20 protein-coding genes are annotated in these 19,683 nt (G+C 66.7%); 9 read left to right on the top strand and 11 right to left on the bottom strand.

Translation table 11 applies throughout. The features are described 5' to 3' along the window. Positions 1–27: 27 nt before the first annotated feature. Both QX124_RS07895 and petA read right to left on the bottom strand, forming a co-directional pair. Positions 28–2,100: a cytochrome c1 gene (locus tag QX124_RS07895; RefSeq protein WP_315773442.1), complete on the bottom strand. Its 2,073-nt coding sequence runs from the start codon at positions 2,098–2,100 to the stop codon at positions 28–30. Positions 2,101–2,160: 60 nt separating this feature from the next. Further along, positions 2,161–2,691, bottom strand: a complete 531-nt coding sequence (gene petA / locus QX124_RS07890; RefSeq protein ID WP_315738712.1) for a ubiquinol-cytochrome c reductase iron-sulfur subunit — start codon at positions 2,689–2,691, stop codon at positions 2,161–2,163. 279 nt (positions 2,692–2,970) lie between these two features. Between petA and QX124_RS07885 the strand changes: the two genes are divergently transcribed. The 5 genes from QX124_RS07885 (at position 2,971) to QX124_RS07865 (ending at position 6,207) form a co-directional block, all read left to right on the top strand. Then, positions 2,971–3,456 carry a tRNA (cytidine(34)-2'-O)-methyltransferase gene (locus QX124_RS07885; RefSeq protein WP_315773441.1) on the top strand — a complete coding sequence of 162 codons (486 nt, stop codon included), beginning with the start codon at positions 2,971–2,973 and terminating at the stop codon, positions 3,454–3,456. After that, the gene (gene queE / locus QX124_RS07880; RefSeq protein WP_315796844.1) at positions 3,453–4,082 is read left to right on the top strand and encodes a 7-carboxy-7-deazaguanine synthase; all 630 of its coding nucleotides are present in this window, start codon (positions 3,453–3,455) and stop codon (positions 4,080–4,082) included. Before QX124_RS07885 ends, queE begins: the two co-directional genes overlap by 4 nt. A gap of 17 nt (positions 4,083–4,099) precedes the next feature. After that, a complete protein-coding gene (locus QX124_RS07875) occupies positions 4,100–4,468 on the top strand; it encodes a 6-carboxytetrahydropterin synthase (RefSeq protein WP_315738713.1) in 369 nt (122 codons plus the stop codon). Between the two features lie 93 nt (positions 4,469–4,561). Continuing rightward, positions 4,562–5,449 (top strand): oxygen-dependent coproporphyrinogen oxidase, encoded by an 888-nt coding sequence (gene hemF, locus QX124_RS07870; protein WP_315796843.1) that lies wholly within the window; start codon positions 4,562–4,564, stop codon positions 5,447–5,449. A 32-nt stretch (positions 5,450–5,481) separates the two neighbouring features. Continuing rightward, positions 5,482–6,207 carry an HAD family hydrolase gene (locus QX124_RS07865; protein WP_315796842.1) on the top strand — a complete coding sequence of 242 codons (726 nt, stop codon included), beginning with the start codon at positions 5,482–5,484 and terminating at the stop codon, positions 6,205–6,207. Between the two features lie 60 nt (positions 6,208–6,267). On the opposite strand, the gene QX124_RS07860 is transcribed toward QX124_RS07865, so the two are convergent. Genes QX124_RS07860 through QX124_RS07845 form a run of 4 tightly spaced genes read right to left on the bottom strand, consistent with a single transcriptional unit; the run spans position 6,268 to position 10,000 of the window. Continuing rightward, positions 6,268–7,041 carry an ABC transporter permease gene (locus tag QX124_RS07860; protein WP_315738348.1) on the bottom strand — a complete coding sequence of 258 codons (774 nt, stop codon included), beginning with the start codon at positions 7,039–7,041 and terminating at the stop codon, positions 6,268–6,270. Then, positions 7,025–7,855 carry an ABC transporter ATP-binding protein gene (locus QX124_RS07855; RefSeq protein WP_315785708.1) on the bottom strand — a complete coding sequence of 277 codons (831 nt, stop codon included), beginning with the start codon at positions 7,853–7,855 and terminating at the stop codon, positions 7,025–7,027. The genes QX124_RS07860 and QX124_RS07855 overlap by 17 nt, the downstream gene beginning before the upstream one ends. Before the next feature lie 14 nt (positions 7,856–7,869). Further along, positions 7,870–8,868 carry an ABC transporter substrate-binding protein gene (locus QX124_RS07850; RefSeq protein ID WP_315796841.1) on the bottom strand — a complete coding sequence of 333 codons (999 nt, stop codon included), beginning with the start codon at positions 8,866–8,868 and terminating at the stop codon, positions 7,870–7,872. A gap of 52 nt (positions 8,869–8,920) precedes the next feature. Continuing rightward, on the bottom strand, positions 8,921–10,000 hold the full coding sequence (locus QX124_RS07845) for a 4-oxalomesaconate tautomerase (protein ID WP_315796840.1): 1,080 nt from the start codon (positions 9,998–10,000) through the stop codon (positions 8,921–8,923). Between the two features lie 103 nt (positions 10,001–10,103). Between QX124_RS07845 and QX124_RS07840 the strand changes: the two genes are divergently transcribed. Further along, entirely contained in the window at positions 10,104–11,003 is a 900-nt protein-coding gene (locus QX124_RS07840; protein ID WP_315738715.1) for a LysR family transcriptional regulator, read from the top strand. 38 nt (positions 11,004–11,041) lie between these two features. Here the strand turns inward: QX124_RS07840 and QX124_RS07835 are convergent, their stop codons facing one another. Genes QX124_RS07835 through QX124_RS07815 form a run of 5 tightly spaced genes read right to left on the bottom strand, consistent with a single transcriptional unit; the run spans position 11,042 to position 14,592 of the window. Continuing rightward, positions 11,042–11,818 (bottom strand): TSUP family transporter, encoded by a 777-nt coding sequence (locus QX124_RS07835; RefSeq protein WP_315776142.1) that lies wholly within the window; start codon positions 11,816–11,818, stop codon positions 11,042–11,044. After that, on the bottom strand, positions 11,815–13,065 hold the full coding sequence (locus QX124_RS07830; RefSeq protein WP_315796839.1) for a CCA tRNA nucleotidyltransferase: 1,251 nt from the start codon (positions 13,063–13,065) through the stop codon (positions 11,815–11,817). The genes QX124_RS07835 and QX124_RS07830 overlap by 4 nt, the downstream gene beginning before the upstream one ends. Continuing rightward, positions 13,062–13,325, bottom strand: a complete 264-nt coding sequence (locus QX124_RS07825; RefSeq protein ID WP_315776140.1) for a DUF6111 family protein — start codon at positions 13,323–13,325, stop codon at positions 13,062–13,064. The genes QX124_RS07830 and QX124_RS07825 overlap by 4 nt, the downstream gene beginning before the upstream one ends. Beyond that, the gene (locus tag QX124_RS07820; protein WP_409997670.1) at positions 13,322–13,981 is read right to left on the bottom strand and encodes a CoA pyrophosphatase; all 660 of its coding nucleotides are present in this window, start codon (positions 13,979–13,981) and stop codon (positions 13,322–13,324) included. The genes QX124_RS07825 and QX124_RS07820 overlap by 4 nt, the downstream gene beginning before the upstream one ends. An 8-nt stretch (positions 13,982–13,989) precedes the next feature. Next, the gene (locus QX124_RS07815; RefSeq protein ID WP_315785698.1) at positions 13,990–14,592 is read right to left on the bottom strand and encodes a DUF1285 domain-containing protein; all 603 of its coding nucleotides are present in this window, start codon (positions 14,590–14,592) and stop codon (positions 13,990–13,992) included. 263 nt (positions 14,593–14,855) lie between these two features. Between QX124_RS07815 and QX124_RS07810 the strand changes: the two genes are divergently transcribed. Genes QX124_RS07810 through QX124_RS07800 form a run of 3 tightly spaced genes read left to right on the top strand, consistent with a single transcriptional unit; the run spans position 14,856 to position 19,629 of the window. Further along, positions 14,856–15,854 carry a MoxR family ATPase gene (locus QX124_RS07810; protein WP_315738357.1) on the top strand — a complete coding sequence of 333 codons (999 nt, stop codon included), beginning with the start codon at positions 14,856–14,858 and terminating at the stop codon, positions 15,852–15,854. Beyond that, the gene (locus QX124_RS07805) at positions 15,854–16,810 is read left to right on the top strand and encodes a DUF58 domain-containing protein (RefSeq protein ID WP_315776137.1); all 957 of its coding nucleotides are present in this window, start codon (positions 15,854–15,856) and stop codon (positions 16,808–16,810) included. The genes QX124_RS07810 and QX124_RS07805 overlap by 1 nt, the downstream gene beginning before the upstream one ends. Further along, positions 16,807–19,629 (top strand): DUF4159 domain-containing protein, encoded by a 2,823-nt coding sequence (locus QX124_RS07800; protein WP_315796838.1) that lies wholly within the window; start codon positions 16,807–16,809, stop codon positions 19,627–19,629. The genes QX124_RS07805 and QX124_RS07800 overlap by 4 nt, the downstream gene beginning before the upstream one ends. Positions 19,630–19,683 lie beyond the last annotated feature (54 nt).

Genomic DNA, 19,683 nt, shown 5'->3' with positions numbered 1-19,683 from the left:
TTTTCATCAGAGGTTTCCGATCACCGCTCAATGCGCGGCGGCCCAGACCCGCTTCTTGGTGAAGTACATCAGGCCGGCGAAGATGATCAGGAAGATGAACACCTGGTAGCCGAGGCGCTTGCGCGCCTCCATGTGCGGCTCGGCGGTCCACATCAGGAAGGTCGCGACGTCGTGGGCATACTGCTTCACGGTGGCCGGCGAGCCGTCGTCGAACGTCACCTGGCCGTCGGACAGCGGCGGCGGCATCTTGATCGCATGCCCGGGGAAGTACTTGTTGTAGTACGAGCCCTCCGGGATGGTGACGCCGTGCGGCGGGGTTTCTTCATAGCCCTGCAGCAGCGCGTTGATGTAGTTCGGGCCCTGCTCCTGGAACTGGGTGAAGAAGTCGATCAGGAACCAGGGGAAGCCGCGCTTGTACGAGCGCGCCTTGGCCATCAGCGACAGGTCCGGCGGAGCCGCACCGCCATTGGCGGCCCTTGCGGCCTGTTCGTTCGGGAACGGCGACGGGAAGTAGTCGGCCGGCCGGCCCGGACGCTCGAACATGTCGCCGGCGTCGTTGGGACCGTCCTTGATCTTGTACTCGGCCGCGAAGGCGGCGGCCTGCGCCGCCGAGTAGCCGGGGCCACCGGGCTCGGCGAGGTTGCGGAACGCCACGTATTGCAGCGAATGGCAGTTCGAGCAGACTTCCTTGTAGACCTTGAGGCCGCGCTGCACGGCGCCGCGATCGAAGGTACCGAACGGACCGGCGAACGACCAGCTCGCCGACGGCGGGTTCTCCTGGCCTTCGCTGGCACGGGCGTCGCCCATGCTGCCGGCGAGCAGCGACACCGCGGCGACCAGCGCGATCACGGTCGAGACCATCGGCGCCGCCTTGCGGCCGGACTTGGCCAGCACGTCGTCAGCGATCGAGTTCGGCAGCGGGCGCGGCCGCTCGATGCGGGCGAGCAGCGGCAGCACGATCAGGAAGTAGGCGAAATACAGCACCGTCAGGATGCGGCCGAGCACGACATAGACGCCCTCCGGCGGCTGCGCGCCGAGATAGCCAAGGCCGATGCAGACGACGACGAAGATCCAGAAGAACTGCTTGCCGAGCGGACGGTACTTGTTGGAGCGGGTCTTGGCCGAGTCGAGCCAGGGCAGGAACACCAGCACGATGATCGCCGCGAACATCGCCACGACGCCGGCGAGCTTGTTCGGGATCGAGCGCAGGATGGCGTAGAACGGCAGGTAGTACCATTCGGGCACGATATGCGCCGGCGTCACCGCCGGGTTGGCCGGGATGTAGTTGTCGGCCTCGCCGAGATAGTTCGGCATGTAGAAGATGAACCAGGAATAGAAGATCAGGAAGCAGGTGGCGCCGAAGAAGTCCTTGATGGTGGCGTAGGGCGTGAACGGCACCATGTCCTTCTCGGTCTTCGGCTCGACGCCGGCCGGGTTGTTCTGGCCGGCGACGTGCAGCGCCCAGACGTGCAGCACGACCACGCCGGCGATCAGGAACGGCAGCAGGTAGTGAAGCGCGAAGAAGCGGTTCAGGGTCGGGTTGCCGACCGAATAGCCGCCCCACAACAGCGTCACGATGCTCTCGCCGAAATACGGCACGGCCGAGAACAAATTGGTGATGACGGTGGCGCCCCAGAAGCTCATCTGGCCCCACGGCAGCACGTAGCCCATGAAGCCCGTCGCCATCATCAAGAGATAGATGATGACGCCGAGGATCCAGAGCACCTCGCGCGGCGCCTTGTATGACCCGTAATAGAGACCGCGGAACATGTGGATGTAGACGGCGAGGAAGAACATCGACGCGCCGCAGGCATGCATGTTGCGCAGCAGCCAGCCGTAGTTCACGTCGCGCACGATCAGCTCGACCGACTTGAAGGCCAGGTCGGCATGCGGCGTGTAGTGCATCGCCAGGATGACGCCGGTGACGATCTGGACACCCAGCATCAGCGAGAGGATGGCGCCGAACGTCCACCAATAGTTCAGGTTCCGCGGCGTCGGATAGGCAACGAAGGACGAGTGGACCAGGCCGATGATCGGAAGTCTTTGCTCGAGCCACTTCAAGGCGGGGTGGCTCGGCTGGTAGTCAGAAGGTCCACTCATGATGCGTTCCTGAAGAAATTATCTTGCACGATCGAGCGTGAGCTGAAGACGAACGTCCGCTCAGCCGATCTGGATCTTGGTGTCGGAAACGAACTGATAGGGCGGGACGGGAAGGTTGAGCGGCGCCGGCCCCTGGCGCACGCGGCCGGAAGCATCGTACTGGGAGCCGTGGCACGGGCAGAAGAAGCCGTCGTAGTTGCCTTCATGGGCGATCGGGATGCAGCCGAGATGGGTGCAGATGCCGATCACGACCAGCCACTGCTCGTGGCCGTCCTTGGTGCGCGACTGGTCGGTCGCCGGATCGATCAGGCTCGACACGGGAACCTTACGGACCTCCTCGACCTGCTTCTTGGTGCGGTGGGAGATGTAGATCGGCTTGCCGCGCCAGAACACCTTTATGTCCTGACCTTCGGCGACCGGAGAGAGGTCGACCTCGATCGGCGCACCGGCCGCGATGGTCGAGGCATCGGGATTCATCTGGGAGATGAAGGGCCACAAGGCGGCCACACCACCGACCGCTGCGGTCGCGCCCGTGGCGACGAAAAGAAAATCCCGGCGTGTCGGATGATCCGCAGTAGACGCTGTCACGATTCCAACCCTTTCTTCGTTGCAGCCGGTGGAACCGCCCCGCTCGACGTCTTGGATCTCGGCGTTGGAGATCACGTGACCGGGAGATCCTGCCGGCGCCCGCGTCCCCCGCGGCGGCAGAAAACGGCTCGCTCCACCGCCCCTGGGGAACAAGCCGTCCAGAATCGTTCTATTGGCACCCTTGCGATACGAGCGCAAGCCCGCTATCGGCCCTGCAGCACGCCATGCACCAATTCCCGCGCAGGAAGCGGACTTTCCGCCTCAGTCTTAAGACCAATTCGCATGCAGATCGCGCTCTATCAACCCGACATTCCGCAGAACACCGGAACGATCCTGCGGCTGTGCGCCTGCCTCGGGCTCGCGGCCCACATCATCGAGCCAGCCGGCTTTCCGGTGTCGGACCGGCAGTTCCGCCGCGCCGGCATGGACTATCTGGACCAGTTGAATTGGCGGCGCCACGACTCATGGCACGCGTTCGAGGCCTGGCGGGCGGCGGCGGGCCATCGCCTGCTGCTGCTGACGACCAAGGCCGCGACCTGCTATCTCGACTTCAGCTACGGCGCGGACGACATCCTGCTGCTCGGGCGCGAGAGCGCCGGCGTGCCGGAGGCCGTGGCGGAGGTCACCGATGCGCGGCTGCGGATTCCGCTGCAGCCCGGGCTGCGCTCGCTGAACGTGGCGATGGCGGCGGCGATGGCCGCCGGCGAGGCGCTGCGCCAGACCGGACAATTCGTCCAATTGCAATCTGCACAAGGAGCCGAAGGGTGAGCTACGCGGTGAAGGAAATCTTCATGACCCTGCAGGGCGAAGGCGCCCAGGCGGGGCGCGCCGCGGTGTTCTGCCGCTTCGCCGGCTGCAACCTGTGGAGCGGACGCGAGGCCGACCGCGCAACCGCGACGTGCCGGTTCTGCGACACCGATTTCGTCGGCACCGACGGCACGCTCGGGGGCCGCTATGACAGCGCCGATCTCGCCGAGGCGATTGCCGGGCAATGGACAGGCGGTGCCGCCGACCGCTATACGATCCTCACCGGCGGCGAGCCGCTGCTGCAGGTCGATGCCGACCTGATCACGGCGCTCCACGCCCGCGGCTTCGCGGTCGGGATCGAGACCAACGGCACGCTCATTCCGCCCGACGGCATCGACTGGATCTGCGTCAGCCCGAAAGCGGGCGCCGAGCTGAAGCTGCGGCAGGGCCATGAGCTGAAGCTGGTCTATCCGCAGGACGGCGCCGGGCCGGAGCGGTTCGAAGGCCTCGCCTTCGAGCGTTTCTCGCTGCAGCCGATGGACGGGCCCGACGCGGCCGCGAACACGGCGCGCGCGATTCAATACTGCCAGCATCATCCGCAATGGCGGCTCAGCCTGCAGACGCACAAGATGATCGGCATCAGATAGGGATTGTGACTGACACGATGTGGGAATTGACCAAGTCGTTCACCTTCGAGGCCGCGCATACGCTGCCGATTACGACGCTCGGCGAAGCCAGCCAGGAAATCCACGGCCATTCCTTCCGCGCCGAGGTGACGGTGCGCGGCGATGCGACCAATCCCGAGACCGGCATGGTGGTGGATTTCGGCGTGCTGACGCAGCGCTTGAGCGAGATCCAGGCCATGCTCGACCACAAGTTCCTGAACAAGATCGAGGCGATCGGGCTGCCGACGCTCGAGAACCTGTCGCGCTTCATCTATGAGCGCGTCCGCTCCATCGGCCATGTCACCAAGGTCAGCGTCCACCGCGACAGCTGCCGCGAGACCTGCACCTATTTTGGCCCGCAGGGCTGATCGCTTATGGTAGTAGCCAGGTGTAGCGACATGAGCGGTCCCACCCTCCCCTCCAGGGGAGGGTGAAAGAAACGCGCCCCGGGGAAAACTGCCATGACCACTGCCGCCATCGAGGATCGCAAGGCCCGCGCCCGCGCCTGGTTCGAGAGCCTGCGCGACCAGATCTGCGCGGCGTTCGAGCGGCTCGAGGACGAGGCGCCGGCCGCCCTCTATCCACGTCAGGCCAGCCGCTTCGTGCGCACGCCATGGGAGCGCACCGATCATGCCGGCGGTCCGGGCGGCGGCGGTGTCATGAGCATGATGCACGGCCGGCTGTTCGAGAAGGTCGGCGTGCACTGCTCCACCGTGCATGGCGAGTTCGCGCCCGAATTCCGCAGCCAGATCCCTGGCGCCGCCGAGGATCCGCGGTTCTGGGCCTCGGGCATCTCGCTGATCGCGCATCTGCGGTCGCCGCACGTGCCGGCGGTGCACATGAACACCCGCTTCGTCGTGACCACCAAGGCCTGGTTCGGCGGCGGCGCCGACCTGACGCCGGTGCTCGACCGCCGCCGCACTCAGGAAGACCCGGATACGCTCGCCTTCCACGCCGCGATGAAGAGCGCCTGCGATGCGCATGCGGCGGTCGCGTCGTACGACAAGTACAAGCGCTGGTGCGACGAGTACTTCTACCTGCCCCATCGCAAGGAGCCGCGCGGCATCGGCGGCATCTTCTACGACCATCACGATTCCGGCGACTGGGAGGCCGATCTCGCCTTCACCCAGGATGTTGGCCGCGCCTTCCTGAAGGTCTATCCGGAGCTGGTCCGCCGCAATTTCGGCGCGCCTTGGACCGACGCGGACCGCGAGGAGCAGTTGATCCGGCGCGGCCGCTATGTCGAATTCAACCTGCTTTATGACCGTGGCACCACATTTGGGCTGAAAACCGGCGGCAATGTCGACTCGATCCTGTCCTCGATGCCGCCCGAAGTGAAATGGCCCTGAAACCTTCAGCCCCGCCGCCGCGTACCCAGGAGATGACCGCTCCCCTGCCCCGCGCCATGCTGATCGACATGGACGACACCATCCTGTCGGCCTATGGCCGGCCCGAGATCGCGTGGAACATCGTCGCCACCGAATTCGCCGACGAGCTGGCGCCGCATACCTCGCAGGAGGTGGCGGCCGCGATCCTCTCCTCGGCGCGCAGCTTCTGGTCGGTCGCCGGCGCCGAATGGCGGATGAAGCTGATCCAGGCCCGCCAGGAGGTGGTCAAGGGCGGCTTCGCGGCGTTGACCGCCGCAGGCCCGGCGCTGCCGACCGAGCTTGCGATCCGCATCGCCGACCGCTTCACCGCCTATCGCGACGAGCAGATGTTCATCTTTCCCGGCGCGCATGAGGCGATCGACGCATTCAAGGCGCGCGGCGTCCGGCTGGCGCTCGTGACCAACGGCGAGGCCGGCCAGCAGCGCGCCAAGATCGAGCGCTTCGCGCTGGCGCACCGCTTCGACCACATCCAGATCGAGGGCGAGCACGGCTTCGGCAAACCCGAGGAGCGCGCCTATTGGCACGCGATGGAGCGGCTCGGCGTCGGCCCCGAAGACACCTGGATGATCGGCGACAATCTCGAATGGGAGATCGTGGCGCCACAGCGGCTCGGCATCTATTCGATCTGGATCGACGTCCATGGCGACGGCCTGCCGGAAGGCACCGATGTCAAGCCCGACCGCATCATCCGCTCGCTGACCGAGCTCGTGCCGGCCTGAAGCCTGGTGATCGATGCCAGAGCGCCGGCCCGTCAGGACCGGCGCTCTGTCGTATCCGGATCAGGCCGGACGCTCGGCGACGTTGGGGCGCCATTTGATCAGGCGGCTCTCCACGAGGTCGAGCAGCGCGTCGATGCACAGCACGAAGATCGCCAGGATGAAGATGCCGGCGAACACGCCGACCGCATCGAAATTGCCTTCGGCCTGCGCGATCAGATGGCCGAGCCCGGCGGACGAGCCGAGATATTCGCCGATGATGGCGCCGACCACCGCAAAGCCGACCGAGGTGCGCAGCGACGACAGGATCCAGCTCGCAGCCGCCGGGAAGTAGACGTGACGCAGCAGCTCCGAGCGCCGGGCGCCGAGGATGCGGGCATTCGCCAGCACCACCGGGTTGACCTCGCGCACGCCCTGCAGCGCGTTGAAGAAGGTGACGAAGAACACCAGGGTCACCGCAAGCGCCACCTTCGACCACAGGCCAAGGCCGAGCCATAGCACGAAGATCGGCGCCAGCACCACGCGCGGCACAGCGTTGAGCGCCTTGATGAAGGGATCGAGGATGCGCGCCGCGGAATGGTTGAGGCCGAGCCAGACGCCGGCGGTGACGCCGAGTCCGGTGCCGATGATGTAGCCGAGGATCGTCTCGGTCAGCGTCGTCGAGACATGCGCGTAGAAGCTCTGCGCCGACAGCCAGGCAAACACCTGCTTGAGCACCGCCAGCGGCGCCGGGAAGAAGAACGGATCGATGACGCCATAGGTGACGCCGGCCTGCCAGCCGCCGACGATGACGATCAGCAACGCGAGCTGGATGAGGCGTTCAGTCATGGCGGGCATAGCTCTTCTCCACTTCCCCGCGCAGCGAGGCCCAGATGTTGCGATAGAGATCGGTGAAGCGCGGATCGAGCTTGATCTCGGCCACGTCGCGCGGCCGCTCCAGGTCGACCGGGAAACTGTCGATGACCCGCGAGGCCGGTCCCGAGGCGAGTACGACGACGCGATCCCCCAGCGCGATGGCCTCCTCGAGATCGTGGGTGATCATGACCACCGCACGCTTCTCCTCCTGCCACAGCCGCAGCAGCTCGTTCTGCATCAGATGGCGGGTGTGGATGTCGAGCGCCGAGAACGGCTCGTCCATCAGGATGACCTTCGGCCCATGGATGAGCGCCTGAGCCATCTGCACGCGCTTGCGCTGGCCGCCGGAGAGCTGGTGCGGATAGCGGTGCTCGAAGCCCTTCAGCCCGACCTTGACGAGCCAGGCCATTGCGCGCTCATGGCGCTCACGGGCCGACACGCCGCGGAACAGCGGGCCGAGCTCGACATTCTCGATCGCGGTCTTCCACGGCAGCAAGGCATCCTGCTGGAACAGATAGCCGATGTTGCCCTGGACACCGCGCACCGGCTGGCCATCGATGGCGATGCTGCCGGCGCTCGGCTTCAAGAGGCCCGCGATCGCGTTGAGGATGGTGCTCTTGCCGCAGCCGGTCGGACCGGCAATGGCGAGAAACTCGCCATCGGCGACCGTGAGGTTCACGTCCCTGACGGCGGTGTAGTTGCCGAAGGACATGGTGACCTGATTGATCTCCACCATGTTCCTGGCGCTGCGGCACTGGACCATCGGGTCCAGGTCCTTGACGACGGCGAGTGCCATTGTTTCCCTCCCGATCAGTTCGAGACGCTCTGCGCCTTCACGGCGAAGGCGTTGGTGTAGGTCTTGGCGAGGTCGATCGACGTCGCATCCACCTTGTCGTTGAAGCTCTTGAGCACGAGCAGCGGCGTCTGCACGTCGGTCTCGTCGAACTGACCATCCCTGGAGAAGATCGCCTTGGCCTTCTCGACCGCTTTCGTATAGGTCTGCTTCTCGCCGGAGATGAAATCGTTCGGCAGCACCGCGACGATCTCCTCGGCATTGTGCGTGGCGATCCAGCGCAGCGCCTTGACCATGGCGTTGGTGATCTTCTGGACCGTGCCCGGGTTCTTGGCGATGTACTGCTGTGTCGCGTAGAGCACGGAGGTCGGATAGATGCCGCCATAGACCTGCTTGGCGCCCTCGTCGCTTCGCGCATCGATCAGGATCTTGCCGATCCCCTTCTGCTCCACATAGGTCGCGGCCGGATCGTAGTTCACCAGCAGGTCGATCTTGCCCTGCTCCAGCGCGGCCACGGCAGCGGCCCCTGATCCGACGCCGATCAGATACACGCTCTCGGCGGGGATCTTGTTCTGCTTGAGATAATAGCGGACGAAGAAGTCCGAGGATGAGCCAGGGGCGGTGATGCCGATCTTGGCGCCCTTGATGGTCTCCGGCCTGGCCGGGTCGAACGTCGCAGACTTGCCACCGGCCAGCACCAGACCGGAATTGCGCGACAGCAGTACGAAGCCGACGACCGACTTGTTCTGCGACTGCATCTGGATGGTGTGGTCGTAGAAGCCGACGGCGACATCGGTCGATCCGGCGACCAGCGCCTGCAGCGTCTTGGAGCCGCCGGAGGCGAAATTCTCCACGGTGATGTCGAGCCCTTCCTTCTGGAACAGGCCAAGGCCCACCGCAACCGGAAACGGCAGGTTGTTCAGATTGTACGAGCCGACGCTGATGCGCACGGGCTCGGCGGCGGCCGAGCCGCAGATTGCGACAGCCGCAGTGACGGCGAGCATGAGACGACGCATGTGACTTCCTCCCTTGTTATCGATGTCGATTGAGTCCGGACGGCGCGTGCGCTCAGGCGGCGTGTACCATCCGTGTCGTGGGTTTTGCGAACACGCAGCCTTCGAACAGCCTGCGGGCGGTCCGCAAAATCCCAGCCACGATCCGGCCATCGCGCTCCTGCAGCTTGACGTCGATATGGCCCATCGGGTGCTCGATGCCGATGACCGCAGGCGCGACCTGCAGCCCAGCGAGGCGCGCGCTCACCGTGTCCGCCACGATCAGCGAGGTGGCGATGCCGACGGCGCCGGTGGTGGCAAGCGACGGGTGGCAATCGTGCGGCATGAAATAGCGGGCCGACACGTGGCCGCCATGCACCGCGGGGGCGAGCAGCACCGGCTTGGGAATGACACGGTCGCGGACGTCGCCGAGTCCCATGCGCCCGCCGGCCGCCACGCGCAGCCGCTCGAGCCGCTCCAGCAGCGCCGCGTTCGCACTCAACGCGGCGGCGCTCTCATAGCCGGTCACGCCGAGATCCTCCGCACGCACGATCATCATCGGCATCGCGCAGTCGATCAGCGTGACGTCGAGATCGTCGATCGTCTCATTGGCCTCGCCGGTCGGAAACATCTCGTCCATCCGGTTGGCCGCATCGAGAAAGGTGAGCGCAATCGGCGCCGCTCGCCCTGGGACACCGTCGATCGACGCGTCGCCGAGATACGACACTTTGCCGTTGGGGGTCGGCACCTCGGCCTCGATCAACTGGCGCGTATTGACGTTGTGGATGCGGACCAGCGTCGCCGGACCTTTCGCCGGCACCAGCCCCGCCTCGATGGCGAAAGGTCCGACCGCGGCAAGCATGTTGCCGCAATTGGGCGAGGTGTCGACCAGTTGCTGATCGATCCGCACCTGCGCGAACAGATAATCCACGTCGGCGCCGGGCACGCTGGCCGGCCCGACGATGGCGACCTTGCTCGTGACCGGATTGCCGCCGCCGATGCCGTCGATCTGCAGCGGATGACCGGAGCCCATGACCGAGAGCAGAATCTCATCTCGCCGGGCCGGATCGCTCGGCAGGTCCGACGCCAGGAAAAAGGGCCCCTTCGACGTTCCGCCTCGCATCAGGACGCACGGTATCGAGATCAGATCGTTCATGCCGGCCTCAGTTATGTCAATTTCGTATCAATCTACGTTACTGTTGCGTATACTGAGCTAAGATCGATCTTTGAAATGCAAAGAATTGCGGTATTGATGCATGATTAACATCAATTGTGAGATCCTAGACCTCCGGGCCTTCCTGAGCGTCTCCGATCTGGAGAGCTTTCATCGGGCCGCCGAGGCCCTGAACCTCTCGCAGCCGGCATTGAGCCGGCGCATCCAGAAGCTGGAGGGCGCGATCGGCGCGCCGCTCCTGGAGCGCACGACGCGTCACGTCGCGCTGACGGCGCTCGGCGCCGAGCTGGTGCCGCTCGTGCGGCGTATGATCGAGGAGTTCGACGGCTCGCTGTTTGCTGTGCGCGACAGCGGCCTCAATCGCGGAGGCCTCGTCACCATCGCCTGCCTGCCGACCGCGGCGTTCTACTTCCTGCCGTCGGTCATCCGCGAGTTCAACGATCAATATCCCAACATCCGCTTTCGCATTCTCGACCTGCCTGCCACCGATGGGCTGCAGGCCGTCGAGCGTGGCGAGGTCGAGTTCGGCATCAACCTGATGGGAGCATCGGACCCCGAGCTGATCTTCGACCGTCTGGTCGAGGATCCCTTCGTGCTCGCCGCGCGCAAGGATCACCCGCTCGCCGCGATGGCGACGGTCGGCTGGGGCGATCTCGAGCCCTACCCTCTGATCACCGTACACCGGTCCAGCGGCAACCGGACCCTGCTCGATGCCGCGCTCGCCAAATCAGCGATCAAGCTGCGCTGGTTCTACGAGGTGACGCATCTCTCCACGTCGCTTGGACTCGTCGAGGCTGGGCTTGGCATCTCGGTTCTTCCGAAGATGGCGACACCGCAGAGCGATCATCCCTTCCTCGTCACGCGCCCTATCCTCAATCCCGAGATCTCACGCACCATCGGCGTCGTGCGCCGCAGAACCGGCACGATGTCGCCTGCGGCGGAGCGTTTCCTGAAGATGCTGATCGGCCGCTGGGGGCGGACGTAGAGGCCGAGCAGCACAGCAGGTAGCCTGACGCCGAAGGGCTATCCCGCCGGCAACAGGTGCCGCAGCGCCGACGCGATCATCACGCCGCCGCCGGTGATCACGGCGGCGTCGAGGATGGCGGCGTGGATGTGCACCGGCATGCGGGCGACGAAGGCCTTGGCGAGGAACGCGCCCGGCACCGCGACCGCGCCGATCAGGAGCGCAAAGGCCAGCACCTGCGCCGTGACCACGCCGGCCAAACCAAACACCGAGATCTTGATGACGCCCGTCGCCACCGAGATCATCGCGTCGGTGGCGATGACCGCGGCGCCTTCCAGGCCCGCCGCCATCAGCAGCGACAGCAGGATCACGCCGGAGCCGGAGGTGCCGCCGACCAGCACGCCATAACCGACTGCTCCGGCGGCAAGCCCGCCATTGCCGATCCTGACCTCGCGCTTGCGCAGGATCCGCCGCAGCGGGACGCTCATGATCAGCATGGTGCCGATCACGAACGCCGCGCCGGCATTGGTCAGTCGCGTGTAGCCGTAGGCACCGAGCGCGGTCGTGAGCGCCGCCGCGGCGATGACGATGCCGGCCCGGGTGCGATCGGCATGCTGGAGGTAGGCGGCGACGCGGCTGAGGTTGGTGAGGATCGCCGAGATCGCGATGATCGGCACGACGGGTTCGGCGCCGACCATCGGCACCAGCACGAGCGGCATGAGAGCGCCGGTGCCGTAGCCGGCGAGACCACCGATGATGGAAGCAAAGAGAGCGACGGAAGCGACGAGCAGGAGTTGCAGGAGCGAGATGTCGGCAAAGCCTGCCAGAAAATTCATGAACGTCCGTCGCGGTTGACACGCGCCGCCGCCTGATCGGCGATCGCGTTCAGCGATGCCTCGTCGAGCGGAAAGTCCGCAGCTAACCAGGCATCCTCTGCGAGGGTGAGCACATGACCGAGAAGCGGTCCCTCCGCAACCCCGCGCGCGATGAAATCGGCCGCCTTCAACGGCAATTTCGGCGGCGTGAAGCGCTGCGGCAACAGCGCACGCTCGCGCCAGCTCCGGTCGTCGCGATCGCGCGCCCGCGCCCAGCCGAGCATCAGGCGGTCGCGATAGACGGTCTCGCCGAGACGATACAGCAGACGCCGGACTCGCGCCTCGTCGGCGGAAGCGAACCGCCACCAGCGATGGCCCATGCCGTCGAGCGCCTTGGTCTCGGCATTGGAGAGCTTCAGTCTGACGCCGAGACGGCGCGCATCCTCGGTCACGGCGACCGCGAGCGCCGCGAGACGGCGGACCGCGCTCGGCGAAAGCTCCAGTTCGCGCTCGATGCCGATCATCGCGGCGAACGGACCGAGATAGGCGACGCCGCCGAGGATCGCCGTCAGCAACCCGCCATCCGCCATCGCCGTGATCGCGCCGACCGCGCCGTCGGTGACGAGCAGTTTCAGCATCTCCATGCGCACTCGCTCGGCGGACAATGCGGCGAGGCCGGCGCGGCCGGCGATGCAGGCCAGATAGCCCTCGCGGTCGGGGACGCCGTGGCCGAATGCCGAATGGATGCGGAAGAAGCGCAGGATGCGCAGATAATCCTCGGCGATGCGCTGGGCGGGATCGCCGATGAAGCGCACGCGGCGTTGGGCGATGTCGGCGAGACCACCGACGTGATCATGCACCACGCCGTCCGGCCCGACGGACAGCGCATTGATGGTGAAGTCGCGCCGGTGCGCGTCGCCGACCCAGTCGCGGCCGAACTCGACCTTGGCCTTGCGGCCGAAGGTCTCGGTGTCCTCGCGCAGGGTCGTGACCTCGAATGGATGCCCCTCGAGCACGAGGGTCACGGTGCCATGGTCGATGCCGGTCGGCACGCTCTTGATCGACGCCGCCTTGGCGCGCCGGAGCACCTCCGCCGGCAGCGCCGTGGTCGCGATGTCGATGTCGCCGATGGCGATGCCGAGCAGCGCATTGCGCACGGCGCCGCCGACCACCCGCGCCTCCTCGCCGTCGCAATTGAGCAGCGCGAGCACGCGCGCGGCGGGACCGGACGAGAGCCAGGGCGCATGCAGCACCCGCGCGCCGATCATTTCTCGACCCCTGGAACGAGCCTGCCGTTCTCGACATGAGCGGGGATATAGGTCGAACGCGGCGGCGCGCCGGAGAACTCGGCGAGCAGGACCAGACTTGCAATCACCAACACCAGCGCCGCCACCGTCAATTTTGTGATCAGATGAAAGGGCCAGTTGACAGGCACCAACAGCCCCGATTTGGTCGCGAGCAAGAACAACACATAAACCGCAAAAGGAATGAGGAAAATTCCGATTTCCGTCAACACGCCACGGATCATGGCTGACAGACCCGCTCGTACAAGACCCGAAGGATGCCCGCTGTAGCGCCCCATATGTAGCGCTCGGCGAACGGCATCGCGTAATACAAGCGCTCCATGCCGCGAAACTCCTTGGAATGCAGCTGATGATTGGCGGGGTCCATCAGGAAGGCCAGCGGCACCTCGAAGGCGTCGTCGACCTCGCCCTCGTTGATCTTGAGCGTGAATCCGGGCCGCACCCGCGCCACCGTGGGCAGGATGCGGAAGCCGAAGGCGGTGCCGTAGACGTCGAGATAGCCGATCGGGTCGACGAAGCTGCGGTCGAGCCCGACCTCCTCTTCGGCCTCGCGCAGGGCGGCATCGAGCGGCGAGGCATCGGTGACGTCGATCTTGCCGCCGGGAAAGGCGATCTGCCCGGCATGGCTCGAGAGGTTCGGCGAGCGCTGGGTCAAAAGGACCGTCGGTTCGGGATGGTCGACCACCGGGATCAGCACCGCCGCGGGACGGATGGGCTGCTCGCGGGAGATGATCTCGAGCATGCGGTCGGTGCCGGAATCTCCGCTGGCCGGAATGACATCCGGATCGAGCAGGGCCTGCGGAACGTCGAAGCGCAACCGCGCGCGGCCCCGCGCGAAGAAATCGGCTGAACTGAGCCCAGCGGTCCCGTTCCTCACCATGGGCTGGTTCAAAGCGCCGCCCTCACCTGTTCTGCATCGGCCATGGGGAAGAACGCGCCGCCCGACCCCACGCCGAACATGACACGCCCATCGATCATCCGCTCCTCACCCATGTCAACAAGCTCGTAGTACAGCGCCCGCGTCACCTTGGCCCAGAGATCGGCTCGCACATGCAGATAGGGCGTCAGGCCGCCGCTCTCGCCAGGCTCGAAGCGCAGCCGGTGCTCGGCATCGCACGCGACCCAGTCGTCGACATTGGTGCGGAAATGCAGCAGCGGTCCGCGCGCATCGCTCTCCGTCCGCATTTCTACGGCCGTGAAGGGGGCATCATCGACGCGGATGCCGACCTTCTCCACCGGCGTGACCAGGAAATAGCGATCACCCTCGCGCTTGAGGATCGTCGAGAACAGCCGGACCAGCGCAGGCCGCCCGATTGGCGTGCCCATGTAGTACCAGCTACCATCACCGGCGATTCGCATGTCGAGATCGCCGCAGAATGGCGGATTCCACAAATGCACCGGCGGCAGTCCCTTTGCGGATGTGCCAGCCTGCGTTGCCGCCGACGTCAGCCGATCGAGTCCGTTGTCGGTGGTCTGCCCTTGCTTCGCCATGGTTTGCCTTGAGTTTGCGTCCACCTTGGCACGATTGGTGCAAGATTCCATCGCCGTCGTCTGTGCAAAAGTTCCTGGCGGCCCTGCAGGTCATGTAAGGTCGCCATAACGTGATGCCGTCAATACCCCGTAATGCCGATAATATGGGGATAGTTTAACTCAACGAATACAGCGCCTTCGCATAGGTTGGCATCCGTGTCCCGGCAAACTGGAGCGGAACGTCCGTCCGAAAGTTCACGATGCGGGGCAGAAGGAGCGCGGGAATGGCTGAGAGTGCCGAGAAGCTCGAGGATGCGATCGTCCGGTCGGCCGAACAGGTCTCCGGCCAGATCCGAGCGGCAAAGGATGCGATCTCCAGCGTCATCTTCGGCCAGGACCGCGTGGTGGAAAACACGCTGGTGACCATCCTGTCCGGTGGCCACGCGCTGCTGATCGGCGTCCCCGGCCTCGCCAAGACCAAGCTGGTCGAGACCTTGGGCGTGACGCTCGGCCTCGATGCCAAGCGCATCCAGTTCACGCCGGACCTGATGCCGTCGGACATTCTCGGCGCCGAGGTGCTCGACGAGAGCGCCGGCGGCAAGCGCTCGTTCCGCTTCATCGCCGGCCCGGTGTTCGCGCAACTGCTGATGGCGGATGAGATCAACCGCGCCAGCCCGCGCACGCAGTCGGCATTGCTGCAAGCCATGCAGGAGCAGCACATCACGGTTGCAGGCGCCCGTCATGACCTACCGAAGCCCTTCCATGTGCTCGCGACCCAGAATCCGCTGGAGCAGGAAGGAACCTATCCGCTTCCCGAAGCCCAGCTCGACCGCTTCCTGATGGAGATCGACGTCGACTATCCGGATCGCGACGCCGAGCGCCGCATCCTGTTCGAGACCACCGGTGCCGAAGAGAGCGGCGCCAAGGCCGCGATGACCGCAGACGCGCTGATCGCTGCGCAGCGGCTGGTGCGCCGGCTGCCGGTCGGCGATTCCGTGGTCGAGGCGATCCTGTCGCTGGTGCGGTCCGCCCGCCCCGGCCCGGAGGCCGGCGACGCCGGCAAGCTGATCGCCTGGGGCCCGGGTCCGCGCGCCAGTCAATCATTGATGCTCGCGGTGCGCGCCCGCGCGTTGCTCGACGGCCGCCTCGCTCCCTCGATCGACGACGTGCTCGATCTCGCCGAGCCCGTGCTCAAGCACCGCATGGCGCTCACCTTCCCGGCCCGCGCCGAGGGACGCACCATTCCGGACGTGATCCGGCAACTGAAGAGCCGGATTGGCTGATGGCCGCAGCGACAGGGCACGCCGACAAGGAGATTCTCGCAATCCGGCGTGCCGATGGCGAAAGCCGGACGCTGGCGTCGTCGCTGCCGCGGCTGGTGCTCGAAGCGCGCCAGATCGCCGCCAATGTGATCCATGGTCTGCATGGCCGTCGCCGCGCCGGCTCCGGCGAAAGCTTCTGGCAGTACCGCCGCTTCGTCTCCGGTGAGCCGTCGCAGCGCGTCGACTGGCGCCGCTCCGCGCGCGACGATCATCTCTACGTCCGTGAGCAGGAATGGGAGGCCGCGCACACCGTGTGGATCTGGCCGGACCGCTCGCCGTCGATGGCGTTCGCGTCGAAGGGCGCCCGCGACAGCAAGCTCGAACGCGCCCTGATCGTGACCTTCGCCCTGGCCGAGTTGCTGGTGGCCGGCGGCGAACGCGTCGGCATTCCCGGCCTGATCAATCCGACCGGGAGCCGCAACGTGATCGACCGCATCGCGCAGGCGATGCTGCATGATGAGACGATCAGGCCGAGCCTGCCGCCCTCCTTCGTGCCGTCCGCGCTCGCCGAGATCGTCGTGCTGTCGGATTTCTGGTCGCCGATCTCCGAGATCAGCACCATGCTCGCCGGCCTGTCCGCGTCGGGTGCGCACGGCACGATGGTCCAGGTCGTCGATCCCGCCGAGGAGACCTTCCCCTATTCCGGCCGCGTCGAGTTCGTCGAGCCGGAGGGCGGCGAGGTCATCACGGCCGGCCGCGCCGAGAGCTGGGCGCAGGACTACGTCGCCCGCGTGGCGCTGCACCGCGACCAGATCCGCGCCGAGACCGGCAAGCTCGACTGGCTGTTCACCACCCACACCACCAGCCGCTCGGCCGCCGAGCTGCTGCTGTTCCTGCATGCCGGCATGACCACGGCCAAAGGTAGCGCGCGCGGCGGCGTCAAAGTGGGCGCTGGCCCCGGAGGGCTCGGCGCATGATGGGCCTGCCGCTGTCGTTCGCCGAACCCTTGCTGCTGACCGGGCTCATCAGCCTGCCGGTGCTGTGGTGGCTGCTGCGGGTGATGCCGCCGCGGCCGCGCCGCATCGAGTTTCCGCCGACCCGGCTGTTGTTCGACATCACGCCCAAAGAAGAGACGCCGTCGCGCTCGCCCTGGTGGCTCACCCTGCTGCGGCTGATCGCGGCGGCGCTGGTGATCTTCGCCGCGGCCGGTCCGATCTGGAATCCGCGCACCGAGGCCGTCGGCAGCAAGGCGCCGCTGGTGCTTTTGCTCGACGACAGCTGGAGCGCAGCTGCAAGCTGGGACACGCGCATCAGGGCCGCCGACGAGATCATCGCCGATGCCGATGCCGACCGCCGCGGCGTCGCGCTGATGCCGCTGTCGGAGCCCGCACGCGACCTCACCTTGATGCCGGCCGGCGCGGCGCGCGTCGCGCTGCGCCAGATCGCGCCCAAGGCCTACACGACCGAGCGCGCCGATGCGCTGCCGCAGCTCGATCGCTTCCTGAAAGCGACGGGCGATGCCGAGATCATGTGGTTCTCCGACGGCGTCGATCCCGGCCGCGGCAGCGAGTTTGTCACCGGCCTTGCCAAGACCATCGGCGATCGCAGCCTGACGGTGTTCGAAGGCGGCACCCTGTCGCCGCTGGCGCTTGCGGGCGCCGAGAACGCCGCGGCCAAGATGACCGTGAAGGTGCTGCGCGCCGATCTCTCGGTTCCGGGCGGCATTGTGCGCGCGCTCGACGCCAAGGGCTCGCCGCTCGGCGAAGCGCAGTTCGGCTTCGCCGCCAGTGCGCACGACGCCGAGGCGAGCTTCGATCTTCCGGTCGAGCTGCGCAATGACATCACCCGGCTCGAGATCGCCGGCGAGCGCTCCGCAGGCGCCGTGCAACTGCTCGACAAGCGCTGGCGGCGGCGTGCGGTCGGCATCGTCTCCGGCGCCACCAGCGACACCGCGCAACCGCTGCTCGCGCCGACCTTCTACCTGACCCGCGCGCTGGCGCCGTTCGCCGATCTCCGGCTCGGTGATCGTGGCGCCCCGCAGCAGGTCATCACGCAGTTCCTCGACCAGAAGGTGCCGATGATCGTGATGGCCGACGTCGGCACGCTGTCGCCGGAGCTGCGCGACCGTCTCAACGGCTGGATCGAGAATGGCGGCGTGCTGGTGCGCTTCGCCGGCCCGCGCCTGGCGCAGGGCGACGACGATCTCGTGCCGGTCAAGCTGCGCCGCGGCGGCCGCACGTTGGGCGGCAGCCTGACCTGGGAGAAGCCACAGCACCTCGCGGCCTTCACCGCCGACGGCCCGTTCGCGGGCATCACCGTGCCGAAGGACGTGACGGTCAATCGCCAGGTCCTCGCCGAGCCCGACGCCGTGCTGGCGACCAAGAGCTGGGCCTCGCTGGAGGACGGCACGCCGCTCGTCACCGGCGAGCATCGCGGCAAGGGCCTGATCGCGCTGTTCCACGTCAGCGCCGACATGCGCTGGTCGGACCTGCCGATGTCCGGCGCCATGGTGGAGATGCTCCGCCGCATCGTCGACATGTCCGGCTACACCTCGACGCCGGGCCCTGGTCCCGCGGGTGAGACCGCCAAGGCCACGCTGGCGCCGCTGCACATCCTCGACGGCTTCGGCGCCTTCGGACCGCCGCCTTCGACCGCCAAGCCGCTGCCGGCCGATTTCAACGACCGGGCTTCGCTGGATCATCCACCCGGATTCTATGGCCCAGCCGAGGGACCCACCGCAGTGAACACGCTCAGCCCCGCCGATCGCATTCTGCAGCTCGACACGTCGACGCTGCGCGCCAAGCGTGCCAGCTACACCTCCGCCGAGCCGCGCGATCTCCGGGGCATCCTGCTGTCGACCGCACTGCTGCTGTTCCTGATCGACGCGGTCATCGTCGCCCTGCTCGGCGGCGTGCTGGCCTCGCTCGCGCGGTGGCGGCGTGCAGCGCCCGCGTCCATCGCGCTTGCGGTGCTTGCAACCGGCGCCCTGCTCGCGGTCGCGATGCCGACGGCCGCGCGCGCCGACGCCGCCAGCGACGATTTCGCCATGCGCGCGGTGTCGCAGACGCGGCTTGCCTATGTCGTGACCGGCAATGCCGACGTCGATTCCATCGTCAAGGCCGGCCTGACCGGACTGACCTTGTTCCTGGCCCAGCGCACGGCGCTCGAAGCCGGCGACCCCGTCGGCATCGATCCTGCGCATGACGAGCTCGCCTTCTTCCCGCTGATCTACTGGCCGATCGTGCCGGGCACGCCGAAGCCGCCGCAGGACGCGATCAACAAGATCGACGCCTACATGAAGCAGGGCGGCACGGTGATCTTCGATACCCGCGATGCAGTCGAGGCGCCCCCGGGCGAGAACGGCGCGCAGCAGACCCCGGGCATGCAGTCGCTGCGCGAGATTCTGTCGTCGCTCGACGTCCCCGAGCTCGAGCCGGTGCCGCGCGAGCACGTGCTGACCAAGACGTTCTACCTGCTGCGCGACTTCCCCGGTCGCTTCACCGCAGGCCAGACCTGGGTCGAGGCGCTGCCGAAAGACGAGGACGAGGACAGCGCCTCGCGTCCGGCGCGCGGCGGCGACGGCGTCTCACCGATCATCATCACCTCCAACGACCTCGCCGGCGCCTGGGCCATCCGCCCCGACGGCCAGGCCATGCTGCCGATGGTTCCCGGCGAGCCGCGACAGCGCGAATTCGCCTTCCGCGCCGGCGTCAACATCGTGATGTACACGCTGACCGGCAACTACAAGGCCGACCAGGTGCACGCGCCGGCGCTGATCGAACGGCTTGGGCAGTGATGACAATAGCCACGCGCAGCCGCGCCAAAACCTCCGTCGTCACGCCCGGCCTTG

The sequence above is a fragment of the Bradyrhizobium sp. SZCCHNRI3043 genome (genome assembly GCF_032377735.1).
In the GTDB taxonomy this organism is placed as follows: Bacteria; Pseudomonadota; Alphaproteobacteria; order Rhizobiales; family Xanthobacteraceae; genus Bradyrhizobium.
Note: the sequence above shows the minus strand (reverse complement) of the source record. Positions and strands in the feature narration are given on the sequence as shown.